The following is a 22,390-nucleotide window of genomic DNA, read 5'->3' as shown; positions in this document are numbered from 1 at the left end:
TCACTCCAGCGTGATATGCATTTGGTCCCCCAGCTGGCGTATGGTGGCCACATAGTCCTGCAACATCGCGTCGAACTCCTCCGGCGTGCTGGATTGCGGCTCCGCTCCCAGGTCGTTCAACCGCTTGCGCACATCCGGCAAGGCGAGGATACGGGCAATCTCCGCGCTGAGCTTTTGCCGCACCGCCATCGGCGTCTTCCCCGGCACCAGCGCGCCGAACCAATCGTCCGCGTCGAACTCCTTCATCCCGGGCTGGTTCACCACCGGCACACCGGGCATGAATTTGTCCGCCGCCGCCGATGTCGCGCCCAGCACCAGCAAGCGTCCATCCCTTGCCAGAGGCAAGGCGTTGGGTCCCGGCGCGAACGCATATTGCACGCGGTTCTGCATCACATCGGTCACGGCCTCCGGGGTGCCGCGGTAAGGCACATGTACGCCCGCGAATCCATACACCGCGGCGAACTGCGCCGCATGCAGATGACCCGTGCTGCCCATGCCGGCGGATCCGTAGCTGATGCCCTCCGGCCGCGCCTGGGCATAAGCCGCCAGATCGGCGAGGGACTTCACCCCCAGCGACGGCGACACCACCAGGAAGCTGGGCGAGCGCGCAAGCAAGCCCACGCCCGCCAGGTCCTTCAAGGGATCGTAGGGCAGCCTGCGGTCCAGCGCGGACCGCACGCCGAAAGCACTGGGCGCCAAGAGCACCGTCTGTCCATCGGGCTTGGCGGAAATCACATAGGACGCGCCGATGACGCCTCCGGCACCCGCGCGGTTCTCCACCACCACGGGTACGCCCCAGGATTGCGTGATGTGCTGCGCGACGACGCGCGCGATCACATCGGTGGGACCGCCCGCCGTGGCGGGCACGATGAAGCGGATGGGTCCATTGGGATAGGACACCGCCGCCCGCGCCATGGCGGACGACGCGCAAAGGACGGCGCAAGCGAGCACTGCGCGCAGGACACGCGATCGAGATAAGGACATGATGGCAACAGGCGCACGCCGCCGGACGACGCAACGCCACTCCTGTGACGATTGAACACAGCGCCGCCGGCCTGGTTCAAGCCGTCGCGGCGTTCCCCGCATCGGTCCCGTGCATTGCTATCCGCCGGTCCCTATGCTTTTGCCGTCTCCACCCGGATCAGGCCGCCGTGGCGCTGTCCCGTGCTTGTTGCTGCCGTGCCAGCCACCAGCGCTCGAGCCAGCCTTCGTTGCCGCCACAGGCCAGCAGTTCGCGCAGCGCGTGCGGCACCGGCGGCACGGCGCGCGCGACGCCCTGGGTGTGATTGATGAAAGCGCCGTTCAGGAAATCGACTTCAAGTTCGTCGCCCGTCTGGCAGTATGCCGTGATGTTCTCGCAGTGGTTCAGCACGCGCAGGCCGGTACTGATGGCCGCCCGGTACGCCTGGACCGACATCGATTCGCATACCAGCCCCAAGCCCAGCGCCTGCATCGCCACATAGCCGTTGCCCTTCGGCCCCATGCCGAAGTTGCGGCCGGTGACGATGATGTCGCCCGGACGGCTGCGCTGCGAGAAACCGGGATCGGTCTGCTCGAACAGATGGGGCACCAGGACCGCGGGATCCATCTCGCGCGCGGTGATGTAGCGTGCGGGAATCACCCCGTCGGGGTGCGGTACATCGTGGCCCAGTTTGTAGCACCGGCCCCGTAATACCCATCGATAGTCATTCATAGGCGGCCTCGCTGAGGTGGTACAGGGCCGCGTCGGCATCGACACCACGCGGATCCGCGATACAGCCTGCCACCGCCGACGCGGCCACCGTGGCCGGATTACCCAGGAACAGGCGCGCATCGGTAGCCCCGAAGCGCCCCGCGTTGTTATTGGCGGCGGTCGATATCGACACCTCGCCCGAGGCCAGGGGCCCGACGACCGCGTCGTTACAGGGGCCGCACCCGGCCGGCAGCAGCATGGCGCCGGCGTCCAGCAGGACCTGCATCACCCCATCCTCGGCCAGGCGGCGCGTCGAACGCTCGGTACCCGGCACGACGAACAGGCGCACGTGGTCCGCGACACGCCGTCGCTTCAGGATACTGGCCGCGCGCAGCAGGTCCTCGTATGTGCCGGACCCGCAGGAGCCGATGAACGCGTGATCGACACGGGTGCCGGCCGCCTCGTCGATGTCGACGGCATTGCCGACATTGCCTGGCAGCGCAACCTGCGGCGCGATCCGGTCCAGAGCGATCACGTGCCGCGATTCATACTCGGCGTCCGGGTCGCTGTAGACGGGCTCGAAGGTCCGACAGGCGTGCCGCCGGCAATATGCCAGGATCGCTTCGGATGGCGGCACGAAGACCCCCGCGGCCCGCATTTCCGTGGGGGTGCTGCACAGGGCCACGCGCGCGCCGAAGCCAAAGGCATCCAGGTCGCCGCCGTACTCCACCACGCGGTAGTCCAGGTCCAGGTCCATTGCCTTGCGCTTGACCTGGCGCGCCAGGTAAAAGCCGATATCGCGTGCCATGACGCCAGAGGCCAGGCGTCCCCGCAATTCCAGCAGCACGGTGCGCGGCACTTCCACCCATGTCGTGCCGGTGGCCAGCACGCGCGAGATCTCATTACCCACACGCATTCCGAAAGCACCCACCGCCCCGGCATTCGTGGCGTGGGTGTCGTTGTCGAAATAGAACATGCCCGGCAGTACCTTGCCCTCTTCCATGGGAAAGATATGGCCATGGCCGCCGCGGCCGGCGTCGTAGAACTGGGCCACGCCCCATTGCGCCGCCGCCTTGCGGTTGAAAGCGCCGCGCTCGGCCGCCCTGTCGCTGCCGTAGACCACATCATGATCGCTGACCATCATGACCTTGCGCGGCTGCATCAAGCGGTCGATGCCTATACGATCCAATTCCAGCTTGGCCTCTTTCACCAGGCCGTCGTGGATCATCACCATGTCCGGATCCGGATAAACCAGGTCTCCGGCGCGCACACCGGGTGTCCCCGAAGTGCGTGCCAGCACTTTCTCGATCGCGGTGTAGCCCATGTCCGTGGCCCTGCATGAAGAAGCGACAACACAGTGTCATGCCGGGCGGTTGATAAGTAAAATAACAGTCGACTATCCACTCATTGCAGAACTTTATGAATCTAAACCTGCGCCAACTGGAAGCATTCGTGCTGCTCGCGCGCCTGGGCGGGTTTTCCCGGGCAGCCGATCAACTGCATCTGACGCAAGCCGGACTCAGCATCCTGATCCGCCGTCTGGAGGAAAAACTGGATGCACGCCTAGTCGAAAGGACGACACGCAGCGTCGCGCTGACGCCGGCGGGCAACCAGGTGCTGCCTATCGCGGAGCGCATGCTGGCCGATGCGCAATCCGTCCTGGCCTGCGGCCGCGGCTCAACGGCCGATCAGGCGGGCCGGATCTCGCTGGGTTTGGCGCCGCAGTTGGCCGGGACCGTGCTGCCGGAAGTACTGAAGGCGTTCCGCGACGACTATCCCCGCGTATCGGTGGTGTTTCGCGAGTGCGTGAACGAGGAAATCATCGGACGGATCTATGCGCGCGAAATCGACTTCGGCCTGGGATTCGGCATACAGAAGAACAGCGAACTGGACAGCCAGCCGCTGACCGAAGACACGCTGGCGGTGGCGCTGCCGCCCAGCCATCCGCTGGCCCGCAAGCGCGTCGTGCGGTGGAACGACATCCTGAACCAGCCCATCGTCACGCTGACCGTGGGCAGCACGGTGCGCACCCTGACCGAAAATGTATTCATGGCGGCGGGCCAGGCGCTGCGCCCCGCGTATGAAGCGACCAACACGATCACCGCGCTGGCATTGGCGCGCGAAGAATTGGGAGTGGCCATCGTGCCGACGAGCATCCGCCCGGCGGCGACGGCGCAGGCGATGGTGCTCAAGCCGCTGCGCGATCCTGTCGTACGCCGCTCCCTGAACCTGGTCACGCGGCGCGGGTCGGTGATATCCGATCCCGCGCAACGTTTCATCGCGCTGTTCACCGCGGCGATTGCCCGGATCGATGCCCCTACCGCCAACGGCCGGGCAGCGCCCAAGCCGGAAAAGCGCAGACAGGCGCCGAACGCCTAACGGGGTGCCGATCGCACCGGACCGCGGGATTCCCCGGCACGCCGTCCGGAATCCCCATGGATCAGGGCTTCATCAGCGCCGTCAATTCCTTTATTTGATCCAAGCAGGCTTCATGGGCACGCGCCTCTATGCCGCGGTACAGGGCGACGATGCGCTTGCCCACCGGCGTCAGGGTGCTGCCGCCCCCGCTCGCGCCGCCCGGCCCGGATTCGGTGGCGGGTGCCGACAACGCGCGGTTCAGCTCATCCACCAGCAGCCACGCACGGCGATAGGACATGCCCAGGCTGCGTGCCGCCGCCGAGATCGAGCCATGTTCCGCGATGGCCTCCAGCAGGGCTACCTTGCCGGGCCCGATCGCAAGCAGCTCTCCCTTGCGAATGCGCAGGCGAAACCGCACGTCGGGCTGCCCGGTGTGCCCGGCCGATGTGGAAGTCCTGGAGGAAGAAGTCGCCATGGCGGCAAGAATACTTCAACGCCGAAAGCGGCAAGGATCCGCGAAGGCGAACAGCCGCTGGCGACGCATGGCCGTTTTCACGACAGCAGCGACACCGATTTGATCTGCGCCCACAGCCGCTTGCCAGGCCGGACCTCCAGCCGGTCGTGCGAGTAGCGCGTGATGCGCGCCAGCAAGGGCGTCCCGTCGGCGTCCAGGCGCACCATGACGTGGGCCGGGTTGTCGGCCGATACGCTGCCCTGCACCTGCACCGGCAGCACGTTGAGCATGCTGCCGTCATCCTGCCGGCTCAGCGCCAGGCTGACGTCGCGCGCCTTGACCACCAGGCGCATGGGATGGCCCGGCGGCACGGCGGCGTGGACCACGCGCAGTGTGGATGTGCTGTCCGGCAGCGCCACCGAGAGCAGCCGATAGACGTCGTCGTGGCCCGTGACGACGCCCCGCACCACGACGGAAGCCTCCTCGCCGCGTGCCGGCGGCAGGCCCAGGTCGGCCAGCGTTTCGGCGATCGGGCCGCTGGACACGGCCCGCCCGTTCTCCATCAAGACCACATGATCCGCCAGCCGGGCGAGTTCCTGCGCCGCATGGCTGACGTAGATCATGGGAATATCCAGCTCGTCATGCAGCCGCTCCAGGTAGGGCAGGATCTCCTGCTTGCGGCGGTCGTCCAGCGCGGCCAGTGGCTCGTCCATCAGCAGCAGGCTGGGACTGGTCAGCAGCGCCCGCGCGATGCCGATGCGTTGGCGCTCGCCGCCGGACAGGCCGCCCGGCATGCGCGCCAGCAGGTGATCGATACCCAGCAGCGCCGCGGCATCGGCCGGATGTACGCGCCGCGCTGCCGGCGCCACGCGCTTGTAGCCGTAATGCAGGTTGGCGCGCACATCCAGATGGGGAAAGAGATTCGCTTCCTGGAAGACATAGCCGACCGCGCGCCGATGCGCGGGCAGCGCGTGGGCGCGCGCACTGTCCTGCCACACCTGGCCGTTGACGCGCAGATAGCCGGGATCGGGGACGGACAACCCGGCCAGGCAACGCAGCAGGCTGGTCTTGCCGCACCCCGACGGCCCGAACAGCGCCGTCACGCCCCGGCCCGGCAGGCGCAGATCGACATCCAGGTCGAAGCTGCCCTGCCGCAGCCGGAAGCGGGCGTGGATGGTGGGCTCGCCCGCGGCATCCGGCGTGGGCATGTCCCTGGTGTTCATGGGTGTACCCTCCTGTCGCTGCGCGACATCCTCCCCGTGGGAGGGAGCGCGCCCTTCGGGCGGCCGCGCGGGCGCGCTCACGCCCGGCCCCAGGGGTCGCCGCGGCGGGCATAGAGCAGCAGCAGGACCAGGAAGGACAGCACCACCATGCCGGCAGCGAGGACATGCGCGCGGGCATATTCCAGCGCCTCTACGTGGTCATAGATCTGCACCGACACGACGCGCGTGCGGCCGGGAATATTGCCGCCTATCATCAACACCACGCCGAACTCGCCGACGGTATGCGCGAAGCCCAGGACGGCGGCGGTCAGGTAGCCGGGGCGTGCCAGCGGCAGGGCCACGGTCATGAAGCGATCCCAGGGGCCGGCGCGCAGCGTGGCGGCGGCCTCCAGCGGCAGGCGCCCGATGGCGCCGAAGGCGTTGTGCAGCGGCTGCACGACAAAAGGCAGCGAATACACCAGCGACCCCACCACCAGGCCCGCGAAACTGAACGGCAAGGTGCCGATGCCCATGGCCTGCGTCAACTTGCCGACATAGCCGTTCGGCCCCATCGCCAGCAGCAGATAGAAGCCGATGACGGTCGGCGGCAGCACCAGCGGCAGCGCCACGACCGCGCTCACGGCACCGCGCCAACGCGAGGACGTACGGGCCAGCCACCACGCAATGGGCGTACCGATGACCAGAAGCAGCAGCGTGGTCAGTCCGGCCAGTTTCAGCGTCAGCCAGATCGCGGCCGCGTCCTCGGCATTCAGCATCGGGGCTCCGTATCAGCGGGTATAGCCGTAGGAAAGGATGATGTGTCCGGCGTCCGGACCCTGGAGGAAGTCCACGAAGGCGCGCGCCGCCGGATTGTTCCTGCCCTGCGCCAGGATGACCGCATCCTGGCGGATCGGCTCATGCAGAGAGGCGGGCACGATCCAGGCGGATCCGCCGGTGAGCTTGCCGTCCTTGTACACCTGGGACAAGGCGACGAAACCGAGCTCGGCATTGCCGCTGGCGACGAACTGCTGCGCCTGGGCGATGTTCTGGCCTTCGACGATCTTGGGGCGCACCGCCTCCATCAGCCCCAATTTTTCCAGGGTCTGTATCGCCGCCAGGCCATAGGGCGCCGCCTTGGGATTGGCGATGGACAGATGCGCGTAGGCATTGCGCCGCAATACTTCGCCTTCCTTGTCGACGTAGCCATCCTTGGCCGACCACAAGGCCAGCGCGCCGGTGGCGTACGTGAAACGCGTGCCGGGCACGGCGGCTTTTTCCTGCTCCAGCCTGGCCGGCGTGGTGTCGTCCGCAGCCAGAAAGACCTCGAAGGGCGCGCCGTTCCTGATCTGGGCATAGAACTGGCCGGTCGCGCCATAGGCGGCCACCACGGTATCGCCGGTCTTCGCGTGGAAGGCGTCGGCGATCGCCTTCATGGGCGCCGTGAAGTTGGCTGCCACCGCAACCTGCACGTCGGCGGCCGACGCGCTGGCGGCGCAGGCGGCCGCCAACACGGCGGCTACCGCGGCGATGACTGGCAATTTCATGACGACTCCTGTCCCGGTTCCATGCACCGTTATGCTTGGCCATATACGACGGGCGATATAGTACGCAGATCGACGGCGGCGCGCCAGTCCGATTTTCCTGCCCAGCCGGCGTGCTTTCCGATTGCACGCGGCGGCGTATCCGGCCTTCATTGCGGAAATCGCACGATGGCAAGGACCGCAACCTCTTTTAGAATCGAGCCAGCACGCCGTGCGCGTCCCCCCTGGTACCCGACCATGCCGATGTTCCGCCTGCCTGAATCGCTGGCCCGCCGCTTCCGTCTGCTGGCGCGCGCCTGCCTGCGGCGCGCCGGCGTGCTGGGCGTCCTGGCCCTGACGGCATGCACCACGTGCTATCAACCCATGGGCCCTGCCCGCGCCACCCCGTCCATCGATGGCGACAAGCTCGTCTCGATAGACGGCGCGCGACTGCCGCTGCGCACCTGGCAGCCCCTGCAGGCGCCATGGACCGCCATCGTCGCGCTGCACGGCATGAACGATTACTCCAATGCCTTCGACCAGGCGGCGCGCTATTGGGCCAGCCTGGGCATCGTCACGTATGCCTACGACCAGCGCGGGTTTGGCGCCGGGCCGCGCCCGGGCATATGGGCCGATACCGCAACCATGGTCGCCGATCTGAACGCAGCCGTGGACGCGGTGGCGGCCGCGCATCCCGGGCTGCCGGTCTATGTGCTGGGCGAAAGCATGGGCGGCGCCGTCGTCGCCTCCGCGCTGGCGAGCGTGCCGCTCGGGCCGGAAGCGCCGCTGTCGCACCGCGTCGCGGGCGCCATCCTGTCCGCGCCCGCGATGTGGGGCCGGGAGGTCATGAACCCCTTCTATCGCCTCACGCTCTGGCTCGGCTACAACACGATGCCGGGCATGGAGGTGGAAGCGCCACGCGGCTTGAAGATCATGCCGTCGGACAACATCGACATGCTGCGCGCGCTGGGCAGGGACCCGCTGGTCATCAAGCGCACGCGCATCGATGCCCTGAAAGGACTGGTCGACCTGATGAGCAATGCCGAAACCGCCCTGCCTGCCATTCCCGCCGACGTGCCGCTGCTGGTGCTGTTCGGCCGCCATGAACAGATCCTGCCGGACAAAGTGGTCGCCGAAACGCTGAAGCGCATCGAAGGCACGCCGGCCGATACGCGGCCGCGTGTCGCGGTCTACAAGGACGGCTACCACATGCTGCTGAGGGATCTGCAGGCCGAAACCGTCTGGCGCGATATCGCCTCATGGATGCGGGCGCCCATGGTGGCCGCGCTGCCCAGCGGCGCGGAGCAGCACTACCCCGCCGCGCAGGCGCTTGCCCCGCGGCCCGAGGCCCGGCAGGCGTATGTCGGCGGCAAGGCGCAGCTACCTTAGCGCGCCTGATCCGGCGGCCTGCATCGTCCCACCTTCAGGGCTGGCCGCACACGCGGCTGCGAGCCTCAGCTTGCGGCGGGACGGCCGTCGTTCTTCAGGCCGCGCAACACCCGTGGAATCAAGCCCGGCAGGTCCTCCGCGATCAGGCCGGGACCATGCGCGGCGGCGGCCGCTCCATGCATCCAGGCCGCCGCGCACGCGGCATCGAAGGGGTCCATGCCCTGCGCCAGCAAGCCCGTGATCATCCCTGTCAGCACATCGCCGGTGCCGCCCGTCGCCAGGTCGGGCGGCGCGTTGGCATTGATGGCCACCCGGCCGTCGGGCGCGGCAATGACCGTATCGGCCCCCTTCAGCAGCACCACGGCCCCACTGCGCTGGGCGGCGCGCCGGGCACGTGCCATCTTGTCGCCCGCGCGATCGAACAGGCGGCCGAATTCGCCTTCGTGCGGGGTGAGCACGCAAGGCCCGTGTATCGCATGGAACAGCGTGGCGGATTTGTCGGTGAAGGCGGTCAACGCGTCCGCATCCAGCACGACCGCGCGCCGGGTGGCCAGCGCCGCCTGCACGTGGGCGCGCGTCGCGTCGGAGATGCCGGCACCCGGCCCGATGGCGATGGCGTTCTTGCGCGTATCCGACAGCAAGTCGGCGAACGATCGTTCGTCCGTCACGGGCTGGACCATGATGCTGGTCAGCGCGGCGGCATACACGGGCCAGGCCGCGCGCGGGGCCGCCAGCGTGACCAGGCCGGCGCCGATGCGCGCGGCCGCCAGCGCGGACAGGCGCGCGGCGCCCGTCATCACTTCGCCACCCATGACGACGACATGGCCGCGTGCGTACTTGTGGGCGTCGATGCGCGGCCAGGGCAAGCGCGGCAGCCACGAGGCCGGCGTGTTCTCATGAGCGCGCGGCTTGATCGTGCCGAGCACCGATTCGGGAATGCCGATATCGGCGACGACCAGTTCGCCGCACAGGGCGCGTCCCGGCAGCAAGACGTGCCCGGGTTTTTTGCGGAAGAAGGTCACGGTGCAGGCCGCGGGCGCGGCCATGCCGCGCACCTCGCCCGAGTGGCCGTCCACCCCGCTGGGCGTGTCGACGGCGCAGATCGGCAGCCCGCGATCGATGGCGGCGCGCAGAGTGGCGGCCGCCACGCCCTCCACCGGCCGGGCCAGACCGGCACCGAAAACCGCGTCGATCACCAGCCCGGCGCCTTCCAGCACGGAAGGCGCCAAAGGCAGCACGTCACCCTGCCATAACGCGGCATGGTGCGCGGCGTCGCCCTTCAAGCTTTCCACGCTGCCCAGCAAGGCCAAGGTGACGGGCCAGCCGGCCAGCGCCAGATGGCGCGCGGCGACAAAGCCGTCGCCGCCGTTATTGCCGGGACCGCACAATACCGCGACAGGCCGGGGCGCCCAGCGGTCCCGCACCGCCCGCGCCACGGCCGCGCCGGCGTTTTCCATCAGTGTGGCGCCGGAATGGCCGGCCAGCACCGCCGCCTGGTCGGCAGCGGCCATTTCCTGTGGGGTCAGCAACGCATCGTCGTCGTTCATCCGGGGCCTCCGTTGCCATGCGGGGACGCGGCGTCCGATGCCGCGATAGGCAGACTGTAGCGCAGCCGACAAGTCCGGATGTGAGGGTTCGCCCTGGTCCAAGGCGATTCGTGCGGATTCGCCGGCGGCATTCCGGTTCCCGGCCGACGACGACGCCGGCCGTATCTGGGTTCCCGGCCGGCGCCGGCGGCCGTCTCTTTATCCCGCCAGCAGCAGGTGCACGCCGAGCGCGCCGATACCGATGAAGAGAATCCGGCGAAACGTCGTCGCGCTGACGCGATGACGCAGCCATTGTCCCGCCATCATTCCCGCCAGCGCCGGCACCAGCGCCAACAGCGAGGCCCATGCCTCCCGCCCGCCCAGCTGGCCGCCGTGGATCAGGTCCCCGGCCAGCGCAATGGTGGATGCGGTAAACGCCAGCCCCATCGCTTGCACCAGTTCGTTGCGGTCCAGCCCCAGCGCCTGCAGGTACGGCACGGCGGGAATCACGAACACCCCGGTGGCCGATGTGATCGCGCCCGTCGTGGCGCCCACCACGGGGCCGGCCCAACCCTGGACGCGCAGGGGCACGTTCAGCCGCACGGCGCTCAGCCCGATGGCGGCGTAGATCAACAGCGCGGCGCCCAGTGCGTGGCCGGCCCAGGCGGTTTCCCGGCCTGCCAGCCACAGGCCCGCCAGCCAGGTTCCGATGGCGATGCCCGCCAGCATGGTCCACAAGCGGCGCAGCAGGTACAGGAAGCGTCCGCCGGCCGCCAGCTGCCAGACGTTGGTGACCATGGAAGGGATGATGAGCAGCGCCGCAGCCTGCGGCGGCGCCATAGCCACGCTGAGCAAGGCGATCGATACGGTGGGCAGGCCCAGGCCGATGACGCCCTTGACCAGGCCGGCGACGCCGAAGCTGGCGAAAACCAGGACGATCAGGGCGGTACCGCCGTCACGGTAGAAGTCGAACAAGGTATCCATGGGCGGCATCATGCCCCCGCGGCGCACCGGCGAAAAGCGGTATTACACTTAGGGTGCCTTCGGAATATCCATAGGCAAAAACCGCGCACCAGGAACCCCTCCATGCATTTCGACCTGACGGACCTGCGCCTGTTCTTGAACACCACGGAAAGCGGCAGCATCACCGCCGGCGCGGCGCGCAGCCATCTTGCGCTGGCCTCGGCCAGCGCGCGCATGCGCGGCCTTGAAGCGTCGCTGGGCACGGCCTTGCTGACCCGCGGGCGCCGTGGCGTGCAGCCCACCGCGGCTGGCCAGGCCCTGGCCTATCATGCCCGCAGCCTGCTGCAGCATGTGGACCGCATGCAGGAAGACCTGGGCGACTACGCCAGCGGCTTCAAGGGACGCGTACGGCTGTTGTGCAATACCGCCGCCGTGACCGAACACCTGCCCGAGCCGCTGGGCGCCTTCCTGCGCGCCCATCCGAATATCGACGTGGACCTGCAGGAACAGCCCAGCCACCGCATCCTGCCGGAACTGCGCGAAGGCACGGCGGACGTGGGCATCGTCTCGGATGCCGTGGACCTGAGCGGCCTGTACGCCACCCCCTTTCGCCGCGACCGGCTGGTCCTGCTCGCCTCGCGCGGCCACACGCTGGCGCGCCGCACGCGGGTGCGCTACAGCGAAACCCTGGACCACGATCATGTCGGCCTGCCCGCCTCCACGGCGCTGGGCGCCTACCTGGACGACCAGGCGGCGCGCATCGGCCGGTCCTTGCGCGCGCGCGTGCGCGTGCAGGGTTTCGACGCGGTGGCGCGGCTGGTCCTGCAGGGCGCCGGCCTGGGCATCATGCCGGAATCGGCGGCGCGCCGCTGGAGCGGGCGCGGCGGCACGCGCCTGCTTATACTGGACGAGCGCTGGGCCGACCGCCAATTGATGCTGTGCGCGCGCACGCTGGAGGCCTTGCCCAATTACACGCGCGCGCTGATCCAGGCGCTGCAGCCGCAAGCCGGAGACTCGACATGACCGCCACCGCCCCGCCCCGCATCGCCATTACCTATTGCACGCAATGCCAGTGGCTGCTGCGCGCGGCCTGGATGGCGCAGGAACTGCTGTCCACCTTCGGCACCGACCTGGGCGAAGTGGCCCTGCTGCCGGGCACGGGCGGCATTTTCCAGGTGCATTGCGACGGCGCGCTGCTATGGGACCGCAAGGCCCAGGGCGGCTTCCCGGATGCCAAGACGCTCAAGCAGCTGGTGCGCGACCACATCGACCCGGGCCGTGACCTGGGCCACGTGGATCGCCAGCATTCCGCCTGAACGCGCCAGGGCCCGTCAACGCTGGATGGTGTGCGCACCGCCCAGGATGACCGTGTACTGCGACGACAGCACCGCGCCGTTGCCGTGGGCCAGCGCGACCTCGGCACCGGCCACTTGGCGATCGCCGCATTCCCCGCGCAGTTGGCGCACCGCCTCCACCAGCAGGAACAGGCCGTACATCCCCGGATGGCAATACGACAGGCCGCCGCCGTTGGTGTTCACCGGCAGGCTGCCCCCCGGCGCGATGCGGCTGCCGCTGACGAAGTCCCCGCCCTCGCCCTTGGCGCAGAATCCCAGGTCTTCGAGGAACAGGATGGTGTTGATGGTGAACGCGTCATACACGCCGACGACGTCGATATCCGACATCCCCAGTCCCGCCTGCGCATAGGCGATTTCGCCGGACCGCCGCGCGCCGGTCCGCACCAGGTCCGGCATGCTGGAAATGCTCAGGTGCGTGGTGGCATGCCCGGACCCCAGTAAATACACGGGCGGCTTGCGCAGGCCGCGCGCGCGTTCCGCGGAAGTAACCACGATGGCGCCGCCGCCGTCGCTGACCAGGCAGCAGTCGCGTATCGTCAACGGATAGCTGACCATCCGCGAGGACAGCACCTCCTGCACCGTCAGCGGCTGTTTTTCCCAGGCCTGCGGATTGCGCAGCGCCCAGGCGCGCGCCGCCACGGCGACTTCCGCCAGCTGTTCGCGCGTCGTGCCGAACTCATGCATGTGGCGCGCGGCGGCCAACGCGTAGGCGGTGGACGGCATGAAGGGCTTGAACGGCGCCTCGTAGGGGTTGCGCTCGGGCGGGCTGGTGTTCTTGCGGCCCAGCGAGCGCTGCGTGCTGCCATACGCGATTACCGCCACCGTGCACACGCCCGCCTCCACCGCCTGCACGGCGCGCGCCAGGTGCCCCATGAAGGACGAGCCGCCCGTCGACGTGGAGTCGATATACGCTTCCGGCAGTCCCAGGTATTCGGCCAGGGCCAAGCCTGCCATGCGGCTTTGCGTGGTCGCGCAGAACAAGCCGTCGACATCGCGCAAGGCCAGGCCGCAATCGCCGAGTGCGCGCTGCACGCCCTGCGCCATCAGGTCCAGCGCGGAAAATCCCGGGCCCACTTCGCCCAGGTCGGATTCGGCCGCGCCAACGATCGCGGCGCGGCGGTGTTCGGAAAGGGATTTCATCAGTGCACCGGCTTGAATACAGGATAGGGATCGTCGTCGTCCGTGTCGGCCGCGTGCGCATGAAAGCGCACCCGCATGCCGATGGCCACGGCCATCGGCGGCACGCCTTCGACCCGGCTCATCAGGCGAAAACCTTCGTCGCAATCGATCAAGGCGACGTTATAGGGCTCGCCCTTGCGCGGATGCACGACCGAGGTGCTGTACACGGTGCCCGTGCCCGCGCTGATACGCCATTCCAGGCAGTCCTGCCCCGTGTACGGGCACAGCACGCGCGGAAAGAACACCGGCTTGTTGGCCAGCGTGCTGTATTGATAAGCCAACCTGCCGGCCTTCAGGTGACCGACATAGACCGCGTAGGGGGATAGCGCGCCGCCTTCGGGCGCTTGGGCGCTGGTGCTCATGCCTGCGTCTCCTTCACGTACATCAGGGACATCGTCTCGGCCACCATGGCGGGCCGCTCGTTGCCCTCGATTTCGATGCGGTTGCCGTAGGTTAGCCGCACTCCGCCGTCGAAGGGCTCGTAGCGCTCCAGCGTGCGATGCAGGCGGATGCGCGCGCCGCATTGCACCGGCGCGGTGAAGCGCACCTTGTTCGAGCCGTAATTGATGCCGCGCGACCGATGGCGCACACGGCAGATGCCCTGGCCCAGGTAGGTGATCAGCGACAGCGTGAGCATGCCATGGGCGAGCGTCCTGCCGCCCGGCAGCTCGCGCCGGGCCCGCTCCACGTCGACGTGTATCCAGTTGTCGTCGCCGGAAACCCGGGCGAAGTCGTCGATGCGCGTCTGGTCGATCTCCAGCCAGTCGCTGGTGCCCAGCGCCTTGCCGACGTAGGGTTCGAGATCGTAGGGGGTATCCACTTCCAGCATGGGGATGTCTCCTTGGTTCAGGCCGCGGCAGGCGCCGCCGCCATCAAGCCGTGCAGGCGTACGCGCACCAGCGATTCCGCCTCGGACATGATGCGGCTCACAAGCTCCTGGCACGTCGGGATGTCATGGATCAGGCCCTGCACCATGCCGACGGTCCAGATGCCCTCTTCCGCATCGCCTTCTTCATACACGCGCCGGCCCTTGGCGCCTGCGACCTTGGGGCCGATCTGGTCGATGCCGGCGCCGGCCTTTTCCATCTCGATCACGCTGCGCGCCAGGGCCGTGCGGGCCACGCGGCTGCTGTTGCGCAGGCTGCGCAGGATCAGGCAGGTATCGGCTTCGGTATTGGCGACGATGGTGCGCTTGATGTTTTCGTGCACCGGCGATTCCCGCGTGCACATGAAGCGGGTGCCCATGTTGATCGCTTCCGCGCCCAGCGCCAGCGCCGCCACCAGGCCGCGCGCGTCGCCGAAGCCGCCGGATGCGATGACCGGTATCCCCACCTTGGCCACCGTGGCCGGGATCAATATCAGTGCGGGGATATCTTCCTCGCCGACATGGCCGGCGCATTCGAATCCATCGATGCTGACGGCATCGACGCCGATCTGCTCAGCCTTCAAGGCGTGGCGCGGCGTCGTGCACTTGTGGATGACCTTGATGCCGGCCGCCTTCAGGGCCGGCAGATGGGCCGCGGGATTGTTGCCCGCCGTCTCGACGATCTTGACGCCACCGTCGATGATGGCGTCCCGATAGGCGTCATAAGGCACCGGCTTGAGCGTGGGCAGGAAGGTCAGGTTGACCGCGAACGGGCGGTCGGTCATGGCGCGCACGCGCGCGATCTCCTGGTGCAGCGCCTCCGGCGTGGGCTGGGTAAGCGCGGTCAGCACGCCCAGCGCGCCGGCATTGGAGACGGCCGCGACGAGCTCGGCGCGGGCGACCCACTGCATGCCGCCCTGGATGATGGGATGCTCGATGCCGAGCAATCGGGTAATAGCGGTTTGCACCATCAGACTCCTGGTCGCGCGGCGGCCGGGGCTGCCGCGCGGTCGTCCGTTGCCGGACGGTATGGCCGGCAGTCCGGGCCGAGCGCCAGCGGCGCGGCCGTCAGGGACTGCAGGGTCGGGAAATCCACGCCATCGGCGATACGCTGCACGAGCAGGCCGGCGGGCGTGACGTCGATCATGGCCAGGTCGGTATAGATCCGGTCCACGCAGCGGGCAGCGGTCAACGGATACGTACAGCGCTCCAGGATGCGCGGCGCGCCGGACTTCTGGCAGTGCTCCATCAGCACCCACACGCGAGCCGCGCCGGCGGCCAGGTCCATCGCGCCGCCCACGCCCGGTATCTGGCCTTCGGCATCGGTGCTCCAGTTCGCCAGGTCGCCGTTCGCCGCGACCTGGAACGCGCCCAGGCAGGCGATGTCGATATGCCCGCCCCGTACCATCAGGAAGGAATCGCTGTGGCTGAACACCGACGCGCCTGGCAACAGCGTGACGAACTGCTTGCCGGCATTCAGCACGTCGGGATCTTCCTGGCCCGGTGCCGCGGCCGGTCCCAACCCCAGCAAGCCCTGCTCGCTATGCAGCAGCAGTTCCCGCCCCGCGGGCACGTAGTCGGCGATCAGCGTCGGCACGCCTATCCCCAGGTTGACGCAGCTGCCCTCCGGAATATCCTGCGCGGCCACCCGCGCCATGTCCTGGCGGCTAAGTCCTTTCGTCATTGCGCGACCTCCACGAGCCGGTCGATGAAATTGGCGGGCGTCACGATGTGCTCAGGGTCCAGCGCGCCCAGTTCGACGATCTGGCTGACCTGTGCGACCGCCAGCCGCGCCGCGCCGGCCATCACGGGGTTATTGATGCGCGCCCCCCGGTGATACACCAGGTTGCCCCAGCGATCGCCGCGCAAGGCCTTGATCAAGGCCACATCGCCCCGCAGCGGTGCTTCCAGCACGTACTCCTGGCCGTCGATGATGCGGCTTTCCTTGCCCCGGGCCAGCAGCGTGCCGGCGCCCGTGCGCGTGTAGAAGCCGCCGATGCCGGCCGCGCCGGCGCGTATGCGTTCGGCCAGCGTGCCCTGGGGCACGAGCTCCAGCTCGATCTTGCCGGCGGCGTAGAGCTCGTCGAATATGGTCTTTCCCTGCAGACCGCGCGGAAACGAGCAGACCATCTTGCGGATGCGGCCGGCGCGCATCAGGTCGCCGACAACGTCCTGCCCGATGGTTGCGTTGTTGGCGACGATGGTCAGGTCGCGCACGCCCAATTCCAGCACGCCGTGCATCAATTCGGCGGGGCGGCCCGACGTACCGAAGCCGCCCACCAGCAGCACGTCGCCGTCCTTGATGCCGGCCACGGCGTCGGCGATGTGTTTGACGCGTTTATCGATCATGGCTCAATCCAGGTCCTTACCCTTCATATCGGCATTGCGGCGCGCGCGCCGGGCCAGGTCACGCATCACCGGGCCGATGCGCACGGGGTCGTCCACGGGTTCGGCCTCCGGCCCTCGATGCCAGCCCTCCAGCGCGGCCAGGAAGCCGCCACCCACCTCGAACACCCGGCCGGTCACCTCGCCGCTGTCCGCGCTGGCCAGCCACACCACGGCCGGTGCAATCCAGCGCGGATGGCGGGCGGCGATTTCCTCCGGCGTGCGTTCGCGCAGGCTTTCGGTCATGCGTGTCTGCGCGTGCGGAGAAATGGCGTTGACGGTGACGCCATAGCGCTTCAGCTCGCGCGCCGCGATGATGGTGAAGGCGGCGATGCCCGCCTTGGCCGCCCCATAATTGCATTGCCCGATGTTGCCGAACAGGCCGGAGGCCGATGACGTATTGATGATGCGGGCGTTGACCGGCTCGCCCGTTTCCTTCTGCAGGGCGCGCCAATACGCCGCGGCATGGTGCGCCGGCGCGAAGCTGCCCTTCAGGTGCACCTGTATCACGGCGTCCCACTCGCTTTCCTCCATGTTCGCCAGCGTACGGTCGCGCAGGATGCCGGCGTTGTTGACCAGCGCATGCAAGGCGCCGTAATGCGCGACCGTGCTTTCGATCATGTGGCGCGCGCCGTTCCAGCTGGATACGTCGTCGCCGTTGGCGATGGCCTCGCCCCCGGCGGCACGGATCTCGTCGACGACCGCCTGCGCCGCCGACAGGTCCTGGCCGATGCCGTCGCGCGATACGCCCAGGTCGTTGACCACCACCTTCGCGCCGTGTGCGGCCAGCTGCACCGCGTACTCCCGGCCGATGCCACGCGCCGCTCCCGTGACGATGACCACCCGATCCTGGCAAAGCTTGCTCATTCCTCTCTCCTGTGGATTTTTCTGGTCAGCCCTGACCGGCGCCGAACCGGGGGGGCCGTTTTTCCACGAACGCCTTCGCCGCCTCGCGGTGGTCCGCCGTCTCCGTGCAGCGCACGTGGCGCCAGCATTCGCGGTCCAGCATTTCACCCAGCGTCAGGTGCGGCGCGTCGTTCAGATTGCCCTTGATATGCGCGATGGCGGTGCGCGGGCCATCCGCAAGGCGGCGCGCGATCGCCATCACCTGCGCTTCCAGCACCGCCGCTTCGTACACGGCATTCAGCAGTCCCATGGCCAGCGCCGCATCGGCATCCAGCATGGGGGATGTCAGATAGAGTTCGCGCGCCTTGGCCATGCCGACCAGCCGCGGCAGGAAGTAGTGCCCGCCGAAATCGCCGGACAGGCCTACATTGACGAAGCCCGTCCGCAGCCGCGCCGTCGTGTCGGCGTAGCGCAGGTCGCAGGCCAGGGCCAGGCTCAGCCCCGCGCCCACGGCGGCGCCGCGCATCATGGCGATGGTGGGCTTGGGCATGGTGTGCAGCAGTTCGCAGATGCCCGTGCGGCGGCGCAAGGCGCGCATTTTTTCCTCGAAGGGCGGCGCGGGCGCGTCGGCGGCGCCGGCCATGCGCGACACGTCGCCGCCCGCACAGAAGGATGGCCCTGCTCCAGTCAGCACGACGGCGCCGATGGCCGCATCGCCGCCGGCGGCTTGCAGCGCGCCCAGCAGCGCTTCGTACAGCGCCAGGCTGAGTGCGTTGCGGCGCTCGGGCCGGTTCAGCGTCAGCACCAGCACGCCGCCGTCGCGCGCCTGCCGCAGGCCGGCGTCGGCCGTATCCGCCGCGGTCGTCGTGGTCGTCGCGGTGCCCGTGGTCGTCGCGGCCGCAACGGTCGCCGCAGGCGGCCTGTCCCCGCCGGGCCTTCCGGGATAAGTCACATCGTCTCCTTCATCGCTTTGCCTTGCCGCTGACGCGGCCGCTTTTTTATATCCTAGGGGAAGAGCGGGCCGGACGGCAGCCCGCGGCGCCAATAAAAAGTCCACATATCGAGATCGCCTCCGTGCCCGCGCGACGTTTCCCCGCGCCAGGCTTCCCCCCGGAAGGTCCAACATATAGAATCTGCGCAGCGTCTCGCCAGAAGACGCGCGGCGCACAGGCAGCGCCGCCACGCCATCGCGCGAACAGCGGAGACAACTCGATGAGCCCGACCATACCCTCCCACGCCGCCAGCGCGGCGGCCGGGACGCAGACCTTGCATCGCGCCGTGCTGCTGCTGCGCCTGATCACGGCGCACAACCGCACCGGCAGCCGGTTGGTGGACCTGTACCGGCGCGCGGGCCTGGAGCGCCCGACCGCGCATCGCATCCTGCAGGGCATGATCGCCGAACAGCTGATCCGCCAGGACAGCCATAACAAGCGCTATTACCTCGGCTCGCTGATGTACGAAATGGGGCTGGCCGCCGCCCCCAAGCTGGCCTTGCGCGATATTTGCCATCCCTACCTGGAAGCCGTCGCCGAACACACGGGCGACACGGTGTTCATGACCGTGCGATCCGGCTTCGACGGCGTTTGCGTGGCGCGCGCGGACGGCTCGTTTCCCATCAAGATGTTCGTCCACGACGTGGGTCGCCATCGCCCGCTGAATGTCGGGGCCGGCGGGCTGGCGTTGCTGAGCGCGCTGCCCGACGACGACGTGCAGCGCATCTGCCGCATCAACGTCGAACGCACGCAGCGCAAGAACCCGCGCTTCACCGAAGCCCAGTTGCGGGCCAGCATCGCCGCCACGCGGCGGCGCGGCTATGCCACCAACAAGGTGATGGACGAACCGCCCGTGCACTCCGTGGGCCTGGTAGTCCGCTATCCGGACGGCTCGCCGGCAGCCGGCATCAGCGTATCGACACTGGCATCGCGGCTGGGAAAGGACAGGCTGGAAATGGTCGTGCGCTGCCTGGGCGACGCGGTGGAATCCATCGAGTCGGAGCTGCGCAAGCAGTTGGATAGGGGGCGCGACGTGCAGCCCTGACCCAGGCTGATGCATGCCCTGTCCACCGCCGCCTTGCACCGCCAGGCACTCCCGGCCAGCCGCGCGAAAGTCCATGTTGTGGACTCGAATTTCCCGACCCGTTGCCCCTCCGCGCCTCCATTCGCCCCGCAACTCCGTAGACTTTTCTCTCATGCCCCTTGCCGCTTGCGCGGCCGGGTATGCGTGTGTTGACAAGAAAAGCCGCCATCGATGGCGCGGAGGATGATCATGAGACAACTGCTTTCCACCCGGCTGGCGCGCCTGGCCGCCGCTTTCCTGCTCGCGGCCTGCGCCGGCATCGCCCATGCGGACTACCCCGACAGGCCGATCCAGTACATATCGCCCTATGCCGCCGGCGGCGCGAACGACTTCCTGACGCGCCTGATGGCGCAGCAGATGGCCGGCGTGATGAAGGCGAATATCGTCGTGGAAAACAAGGCGGGCGCCAACGGCATCGTCGGCGCCGGCTTCGTGTCCAAGGCCGCCCCGGATGGCTATACGCTGCTGATGGGAAACAGCGCCACCCACGGCACCAATCCCACCTTGTACAAGGCGCTACCGTATGACCCCAATGGCGACTTCGCGCCGGTGGGCATGGTCGCGTCGGTGCCCATCGTCCTGGCGGTCAACGCCAAGCTGGGCGTCAACAGCATCGCCGAGCTGATCGCCTACGGCAAATCGCATCCTGGCAAGCTGGCCTTCGGCAGCAGCGGCGTGGGCGGCACCGGGCATCTGTGCGGCGAGGCGTTCAAGGCCGCCACCGGCCTGGACATGGTGCACGTGCCGTACAAGGGCGATGCGCCGGCGGTCGCCGATGCGATGGGCGGCCAGGTCCCCATGGCCTTCGTCGGCGTGGCCTCGGCCGCGCCCCTGCTGGCTTCCGGCAAGATCAAGATCCTGGCGGTCGCGAGCACACACCGCTCCGGCTCGCTGCCCAATGTGCCCACTATGGGCGAAGCCGGCTACAAGGACCTGCAGTTCGCCCAGTGGTACGCGCTGTTCACCCGCGCCGGCACGCCCGCGCCGGTCATCGACAAGCTGAACCAGGCAACCCGGGCCGTGCTGGCCAAGGGCGACGTGAAGAAAAGCCTGGCCACGCAAGGCGCCGATCCGGAATACATGACCCCGGACCAGCTGCGGGCTTTCTACCAATCGGAAATCACGCGCTTCGCCGACATCATCAATCGGCTGGGCATCAAGACCGAATAACGCGTCGGGGCCGACTGCGGGCCCCGCCAACCTACTTCATGTAGAGCTTGCGCAGAGTCCGCACATCCTTCACCTTGTCGATATTCCACAAGGTCTCCAGCAGCTCGACGGAACGCGCCTTGCCCAGGACGGGCGCCAGCAGGTCCATGGCCTTTTCGTTTTCCTCCGACGGCGTCAGCGGGTTCTCGAAGCTGCCCTTGGCCGCCATGGTCTGGCCATGCAACACGCGGCCGTCCTTCAGGTGCACTTCCATGACGCAGCGCCAGCGGCGCTGCACGTCGGTCAGCGCGGGATCACCCACCGCGTGCACGCGCGCGCGCATCTTCAATACCTTCGGATCCTTCATGCGCTCGAAATCGTGCGCCGACTTGAAGGTCAGCTTGCGGTCCAGCAGCATCACGGCCAGCAGGTGCTGCACGGAGATATCCGGCATGGGCCGGTTGTTGACGATTTCCAGCTCCTTGTCCGGCATGTTGGCAACGACCTTCTCCACGTCGTTGGCGCCGAAGCCATGCTCGGCCATCAGGTCGTTCAGCACGTGCATGGGACCCTGGATCGGGCCGCCGATCGGCCAGCGCTTGATCGAGGCGCGCAGCATCTCGTAGGTCTTGCCCAGATCGCGCGACAGGTCCTCGCGGTCGAACTTCTCGGGCGCGAAGGTGTGGAAGAAGTCGCGTTCGCCCGAGAAGATGTCTTCCACGCCCGTCCATCCGGCCGCCGCCATCATCGCGGCCTGCAGGCCGTTGTGAGCGGGCATGCCGCCCATGGCATAGGCTTTTTCTATGTGCTCGGGGTCGCGGAACATGGTGTACAGGCCGGCGGTCTGCTGGCCGGTGTACGAGAGCATGTAGCGCACTTGCAGCGGCGTCAGTTCCAGCAGCGTGCCCGCGGCCGCGGCCGCGCCGAACAGCTGGCCCGTCGCACCCGCGTGGTGGCCGGAGCGCAGATACGGCATGGGCTTGAGCGTCAGCAGCATGCGGGCACAGATGTCATAGCCGAGCACGACGGCGCGCAGCAGCTTTTCGCCGCTCATGCGGCCGCGCTCGGCAATCGCCAGCGCCGAAGGCAGCACGCTGGTGCCCGGGTGCGTGAGCGACGGCGGGTGCGTGTCGTCGGTCTCGTCGGCATGGCCGAACATGCCGTTGGCCAGGGCGGCGTTCTGCACGGTGGTCACGATGCGCGTGCCGATCACGCCGGCTTCCTCGCGGCCGCCCAGCGGTTTCACGTATTCGATGGCCTTCTTTCCCGGCAGCAGCCGCGACCCGGAGATCATCGCGGCGAACGTATCGACAAGGTGCAGCTTGGCGCGCTCCGCCACCTTGGCGGGCACCTTGCGCGAGGCGGCACCGGAGATATACCGGCTCAGCTTCTGCATGACCGGGGAGACTTCGTTGTTCTTCATTCGGGGTCCTGTGTGGAAAAACATGAAA

The 22,390-nt window shown here is 68.2% G+C and carries 24 protein-coding genes; 6 read left to right on the top strand and 18 right to left on the bottom strand.

Annotation, left to right across the window (positions count from 1 at the left end; translation table 11 throughout):
* The 3 genes from AKI39_RS11380 to AKI39_RS11370 form a co-directional block, all read right to left on the bottom strand.
* Complete coding sequence (locus AKI39_RS11380) at window positions 1-984, bottom strand: Bug family tripartite tricarboxylate transporter substrate binding protein (RefSeq protein ID WP_066635788.1); 984 nt, start codon at window positions 982-984, stop codon at window positions 1-3.
* Window positions 985-1,141: 157 nt separating this feature from the next.
* The gene (locus AKI39_RS11375) at window positions 1,142-1,693 is read right to left on the bottom strand and encodes a hypothetical protein (RefSeq protein ID WP_145925245.1); all 552 of its coding nucleotides are present in this window, start codon (window positions 1,691-1,693) and stop codon (window positions 1,142-1,144) included.
* Window positions 1,686-2,996 (bottom strand): 3-isopropylmalate dehydratase large subunit, encoded by a 1,311-nt coding sequence (locus tag AKI39_RS11370; protein WP_066635782.1) that lies wholly within the window; start codon window positions 2,994-2,996, stop codon window positions 1,686-1,688. Before AKI39_RS11370 ends, AKI39_RS11375 begins: the two co-directional genes overlap by 8 nt.
* 95 nt (window positions 2,997-3,091) lie before the next feature.
* Between AKI39_RS11370 and AKI39_RS11365 the strand changes: the two genes are divergently transcribed.
* Window positions 3,092-4,051: a LysR family transcriptional regulator gene (locus AKI39_RS11365; protein ID WP_066635780.1), complete on the top strand. Its 960-nt coding sequence runs from the start codon at window positions 3,092-3,094 to the stop codon at window positions 4,049-4,051.
* A gap of 61 nt (window positions 4,052-4,112) precedes the next feature.
* On the opposite strand, the gene AKI39_RS11360 is transcribed toward AKI39_RS11365, so the two are convergent.
* From AKI39_RS11360 to modA, 4 genes are all read right to left on the bottom strand, one after another.
* Window positions 4,113-4,505: a winged helix-turn-helix domain-containing protein gene (locus AKI39_RS11360; RefSeq protein ID WP_145925244.1), complete on the bottom strand. Its 393-nt coding sequence runs from the start codon at window positions 4,503-4,505 to the stop codon at window positions 4,113-4,115.
* Window positions 4,506-4,582: 77 nt separating this feature from the next.
* A complete protein-coding gene (modC, locus tag AKI39_RS11355) occupies window positions 4,583-5,692 on the bottom strand; it encodes a molybdenum ABC transporter ATP-binding protein (RefSeq protein ID WP_066642757.1) in 1,110 nt (369 codons plus the stop codon).
* Window positions 5,693-5,784: 92 nt separating this feature from the next.
* On the bottom strand, window positions 5,785-6,462 hold the full coding sequence (gene modB, locus AKI39_RS11350; RefSeq protein ID WP_066635770.1) for a molybdate ABC transporter permease subunit: 678 nt from the start codon (window positions 6,460-6,462) through the stop codon (window positions 5,785-5,787).
* Between the two features lie 12 nt (window positions 6,463-6,474).
* Window positions 6,475-7,230, bottom strand: a complete 756-nt coding sequence (gene modA / locus AKI39_RS11345; RefSeq protein WP_066635767.1) for a molybdate ABC transporter substrate-binding protein — start codon at window positions 7,228-7,230, stop codon at window positions 6,475-6,477.
* A gap of 234 nt (window positions 7,231-7,464) precedes the next feature.
* On the opposite strand from modA, the gene AKI39_RS11340 reads away from it, so the two are divergent.
* Entirely contained in the window at window positions 7,465-8,595 is a 1,131-nt protein-coding gene (locus tag AKI39_RS11340; protein WP_201258563.1) for an alpha/beta fold hydrolase, read from the top strand.
* 65 nt (window positions 8,596-8,660) lie between these two features.
* On the opposite strand, the gene AKI39_RS11335 is transcribed toward AKI39_RS11340, so the two are convergent.
* Both AKI39_RS11335 and AKI39_RS11330 read right to left on the bottom strand, forming a co-directional pair.
* Complete coding sequence (locus tag AKI39_RS11335; protein WP_066635765.1) at window positions 8,661-10,142, bottom strand: bifunctional ADP-dependent NAD(P)H-hydrate dehydratase/NAD(P)H-hydrate epimerase; 1,482 nt, start codon at window positions 10,140-10,142, stop codon at window positions 8,661-8,663.
* A gap of 198 nt (window positions 10,143-10,340) precedes the next feature.
* Window positions 10,341-11,105: a sulfite exporter TauE/SafE family protein gene (locus AKI39_RS11330; RefSeq protein WP_066635754.1), complete on the bottom strand. Its 765-nt coding sequence runs from the start codon at window positions 11,103-11,105 to the stop codon at window positions 10,341-10,343.
* A 102-nt stretch (window positions 11,106-11,207) separates the two neighbouring features.
* On the opposite strand from AKI39_RS11330, the gene AKI39_RS11325 reads away from it, so the two are divergent.
* Both AKI39_RS11325 and AKI39_RS11320 read left to right on the top strand, forming a co-directional pair.
* Window positions 11,208-12,107, top strand: a complete 900-nt coding sequence (locus AKI39_RS11325; RefSeq protein ID WP_066635751.1) for a LysR family transcriptional regulator — start codon at window positions 11,208-11,210, stop codon at window positions 12,105-12,107.
* Window positions 12,104-12,400 carry a SelT/SelW/SelH family protein gene (locus AKI39_RS11320; RefSeq protein ID WP_066635748.1) on the top strand — a complete coding sequence of 99 codons (297 nt, stop codon included), beginning with the start codon at window positions 12,104-12,106 and terminating at the stop codon, window positions 12,398-12,400. Before AKI39_RS11325 ends, AKI39_RS11320 begins: the two co-directional genes overlap by 4 nt.
* A 15-nt stretch (window positions 12,401-12,415) precedes the next feature.
* Here AKI39_RS11320 and AKI39_RS11315 read toward each other — a convergent pair whose 3' ends face one another.
* From AKI39_RS11315 to AKI39_RS11280, 8 genes are read right to left on the bottom strand one after another with little or no spacing between them, the layout of a single operon-like run.
* Window positions 12,416-13,579, bottom strand: a complete 1,164-nt coding sequence (locus AKI39_RS11315; RefSeq protein ID WP_066635745.1) for a thiolase — start codon at window positions 13,577-13,579, stop codon at window positions 12,416-12,418.
* Window positions 13,579-13,980, bottom strand: a complete 402-nt coding sequence (locus tag AKI39_RS11310; protein ID WP_066635737.1) for a Zn-ribbon domain-containing OB-fold protein — start codon at window positions 13,978-13,980, stop codon at window positions 13,579-13,581. Before AKI39_RS11310 ends, AKI39_RS11315 begins: the two co-directional genes overlap by 1 nt.
* On the bottom strand, window positions 13,977-14,447 hold the full coding sequence (locus tag AKI39_RS11305) for a MaoC family dehydratase (protein ID WP_066635736.1): 471 nt from the start codon (window positions 14,445-14,447) through the stop codon (window positions 13,977-13,979). The genes AKI39_RS11310 and AKI39_RS11305 overlap by 4 nt, the downstream gene beginning before the upstream one ends.
* A 17-nt stretch (window positions 14,448-14,464) precedes the next feature.
* Window positions 14,465-15,451, bottom strand: coding sequence for an NAD(P)H-dependent flavin oxidoreductase (locus AKI39_RS11300; protein ID WP_201258590.1), 987 nt, complete (start codon window positions 15,449-15,451; stop codon window positions 14,465-14,467).
* A 2-nt stretch (window positions 15,452-15,453) separates the two neighbouring features.
* Window positions 15,454-16,167: a 3-oxoacid CoA-transferase subunit B gene (locus tag AKI39_RS11295; protein WP_066635732.1), complete on the bottom strand. Its 714-nt coding sequence runs from the start codon at window positions 16,165-16,167 to the stop codon at window positions 15,454-15,456.
* Window positions 16,164-16,832, bottom strand: coding sequence for a 3-oxoacid CoA-transferase subunit A (locus AKI39_RS11290; RefSeq protein ID WP_066635727.1), 669 nt, complete (start codon window positions 16,830-16,832; stop codon window positions 16,164-16,166). The genes AKI39_RS11295 and AKI39_RS11290 overlap by 4 nt, the downstream gene beginning before the upstream one ends.
* 3 nt (window positions 16,833-16,835) lie before the next feature.
* Complete coding sequence (locus AKI39_RS11285; protein WP_066635724.1) at window positions 16,836-17,735, bottom strand: SDR family oxidoreductase; 900 nt, start codon at window positions 17,733-17,735, stop codon at window positions 16,836-16,838.
* A 25-nt stretch (window positions 17,736-17,760) separates the two neighbouring features.
* A complete protein-coding gene (locus AKI39_RS11280) occupies window positions 17,761-18,666 on the bottom strand; it encodes an enoyl-CoA hydratase (RefSeq protein WP_235610790.1) in 906 nt (301 codons plus the stop codon).
* 260 nt (window positions 18,667-18,926) lie between these two features.
* Here AKI39_RS11280 and AKI39_RS11275 point away from each other — a divergent pair, with 260 nt between their 5' ends.
* Together AKI39_RS11275 and AKI39_RS11270 are read left to right on the top strand one after the other, a co-directional pair.
* Window positions 18,927-19,751, top strand: a complete 825-nt coding sequence (locus AKI39_RS11275; protein ID WP_066635714.1) for an IclR family transcriptional regulator — start codon at window positions 18,927-18,929, stop codon at window positions 19,749-19,751.
* A 228-nt stretch (window positions 19,752-19,979) separates the two neighbouring features.
* Window positions 19,980-20,960: a Bug family tripartite tricarboxylate transporter substrate binding protein gene (locus tag AKI39_RS11270; RefSeq protein ID WP_235610789.1), complete on the top strand. Its 981-nt coding sequence runs from the start codon at window positions 19,980-19,982 to the stop codon at window positions 20,958-20,960.
* Between the two features lie 31 nt (window positions 20,961-20,991).
* Here AKI39_RS11270 and AKI39_RS11265 read toward each other — a convergent pair whose 3' ends face one another.
* The gene (locus AKI39_RS11265) at window positions 20,992-22,362 is read right to left on the bottom strand and encodes an MmgE/PrpD family protein (RefSeq protein ID WP_066635709.1); all 1,371 of its coding nucleotides are present in this window, start codon (window positions 22,360-22,362) and stop codon (window positions 20,992-20,994) included.
* Window positions 22,363-22,390 lie beyond the last annotated feature (28 nt).

Origin of the sequence: Bordetella sp. H567 (assembly GCF_001704295.1) — a bacterium.
GTDB lineage: Bacteria > Pseudomonadota > Gammaproteobacteria > Burkholderiales > Burkholderiaceae_B > Bordetella_C.
This window is presented reverse-complemented; position numbering and strand designations above follow the sequence as displayed.

Coding starts and splice junctions, on each gene's coding strand:
- AKI39_RS11330 (WP_066635754.1), bottom strand. CDS start 11,105: ATGGATACCTTGTTCGACTTCTACCGTGACGGCGGTACCGCCCTGATC.
- AKI39_RS11360 (WP_145925244.1), bottom strand. CDS start 4,505: ATGGCGACTTCTTCCTCCAGGACTTCCACATCGGCCGGGCACACCGGG.
- AKI39_RS11305 (WP_066635736.1), bottom strand. CDS start 14,447: ATGCTGGAAGTGGATACCCCCTACGATCTCGAACCCTACGTCGGCAAG.
- AKI39_RS11335 (WP_066635765.1), bottom strand. CDS start 10,142: ATGAACGACGACGATGCGTTGCTGACCCCACAGGAAATGGCCGCTGCC.
- AKI39_RS11340 (WP_201258563.1), top strand. CDS start 7,465: ATGCCGATGTTCCGCCTGCCTGAATCGCTGGCCCGCCGCTTCCGTCTG.
- AKI39_RS11325 (WP_066635751.1), top strand. CDS start 11,208: ATGCATTTCGACCTGACGGACCTGCGCCTGTTCTTGAACACCACGGAA.
- AKI39_RS11275 (WP_066635714.1), top strand. CDS start 18,927: ATGAGCCCGACCATACCCTCCCACGCCGCCAGCGCGGCGGCCGGGACG.
- AKI39_RS11265 (WP_066635709.1), bottom strand. CDS start 22,362: ATGAAGAACAACGAAGTCTCCCCGGTCATGCAGAAGCTGAGCCGGTAT.
- AKI39_RS11290 (WP_066635727.1), bottom strand. CDS start 16,832: ATGATCGATAAACGCGTCAAACACATCGCCGACGCCGTGGCCGGCATC.
- AKI39_RS11270 (WP_235610789.1), top strand. CDS start 19,980: ATGAGACAACTGCTTTCCACCCGGCTGGCGCGCCTGGCCGCCGCTTTC.
- AKI39_RS11285 (WP_066635724.1), bottom strand. CDS start 17,735: ATGAGCAAGCTTTGCCAGGATCGGGTGGTCATCGTCACGGGAGCGGCG.
- AKI39_RS11375 (WP_145925245.1), bottom strand. CDS start 1,693: ATGAATGACTATCGATGGGTATTACGGGGCCGGTGCTACAAACTGGGC.
- AKI39_RS11295 (WP_066635732.1), bottom strand. CDS start 16,167: ATGACGAAAGGACTTAGCCGCCAGGACATGGCGCGGGTGGCCGCGCAG.
- AKI39_RS11315 (WP_066635745.1), bottom strand. CDS start 13,579: ATGAAATCCCTTTCCGAACACCGCCGCGCCGCGATCGTTGGCGCGGCC.
- AKI39_RS11320 (WP_066635748.1), top strand. CDS start 12,104: ATGACCGCCACCGCCCCGCCCCGCATCGCCATTACCTATTGCACGCAA.
- modA (WP_066635767.1), bottom strand. CDS start 7,230: ATGAAATTGCCAGTCATCGCCGCGGTAGCCGCCGTGTTGGCGGCCGCC.
- modB (WP_066635770.1), bottom strand. CDS start 6,462: ATGCTGAATGCCGAGGACGCGGCCGCGATCTGGCTGACGCTGAAACTG.
- AKI39_RS11365 (WP_066635780.1), top strand. CDS start 3,092: ATGAATCTAAACCTGCGCCAACTGGAAGCATTCGTGCTGCTCGCGCGC.
- AKI39_RS11380 (WP_066635788.1), bottom strand. CDS start 984: ATGTCCTTATCTCGATCGCGTGTCCTGCGCGCAGTGCTCGCTTGCGCC.
- AKI39_RS11310 (WP_066635737.1), bottom strand. CDS start 13,980: ATGAGCACCAGCGCCCAAGCGCCCGAAGGCGGCGCGCTATCCCCCTAC.
- modC (WP_066642757.1), bottom strand. CDS start 5,692: ATGCCCACGCCGGATGCCGCGGGCGAGCCCACCATCCACGCCCGCTTC.
- AKI39_RS11370 (WP_066635782.1), bottom strand. CDS start 2,996: ATGGGCTACACCGCGATCGAGAAAGTGCTGGCACGCACTTCGGGGACA.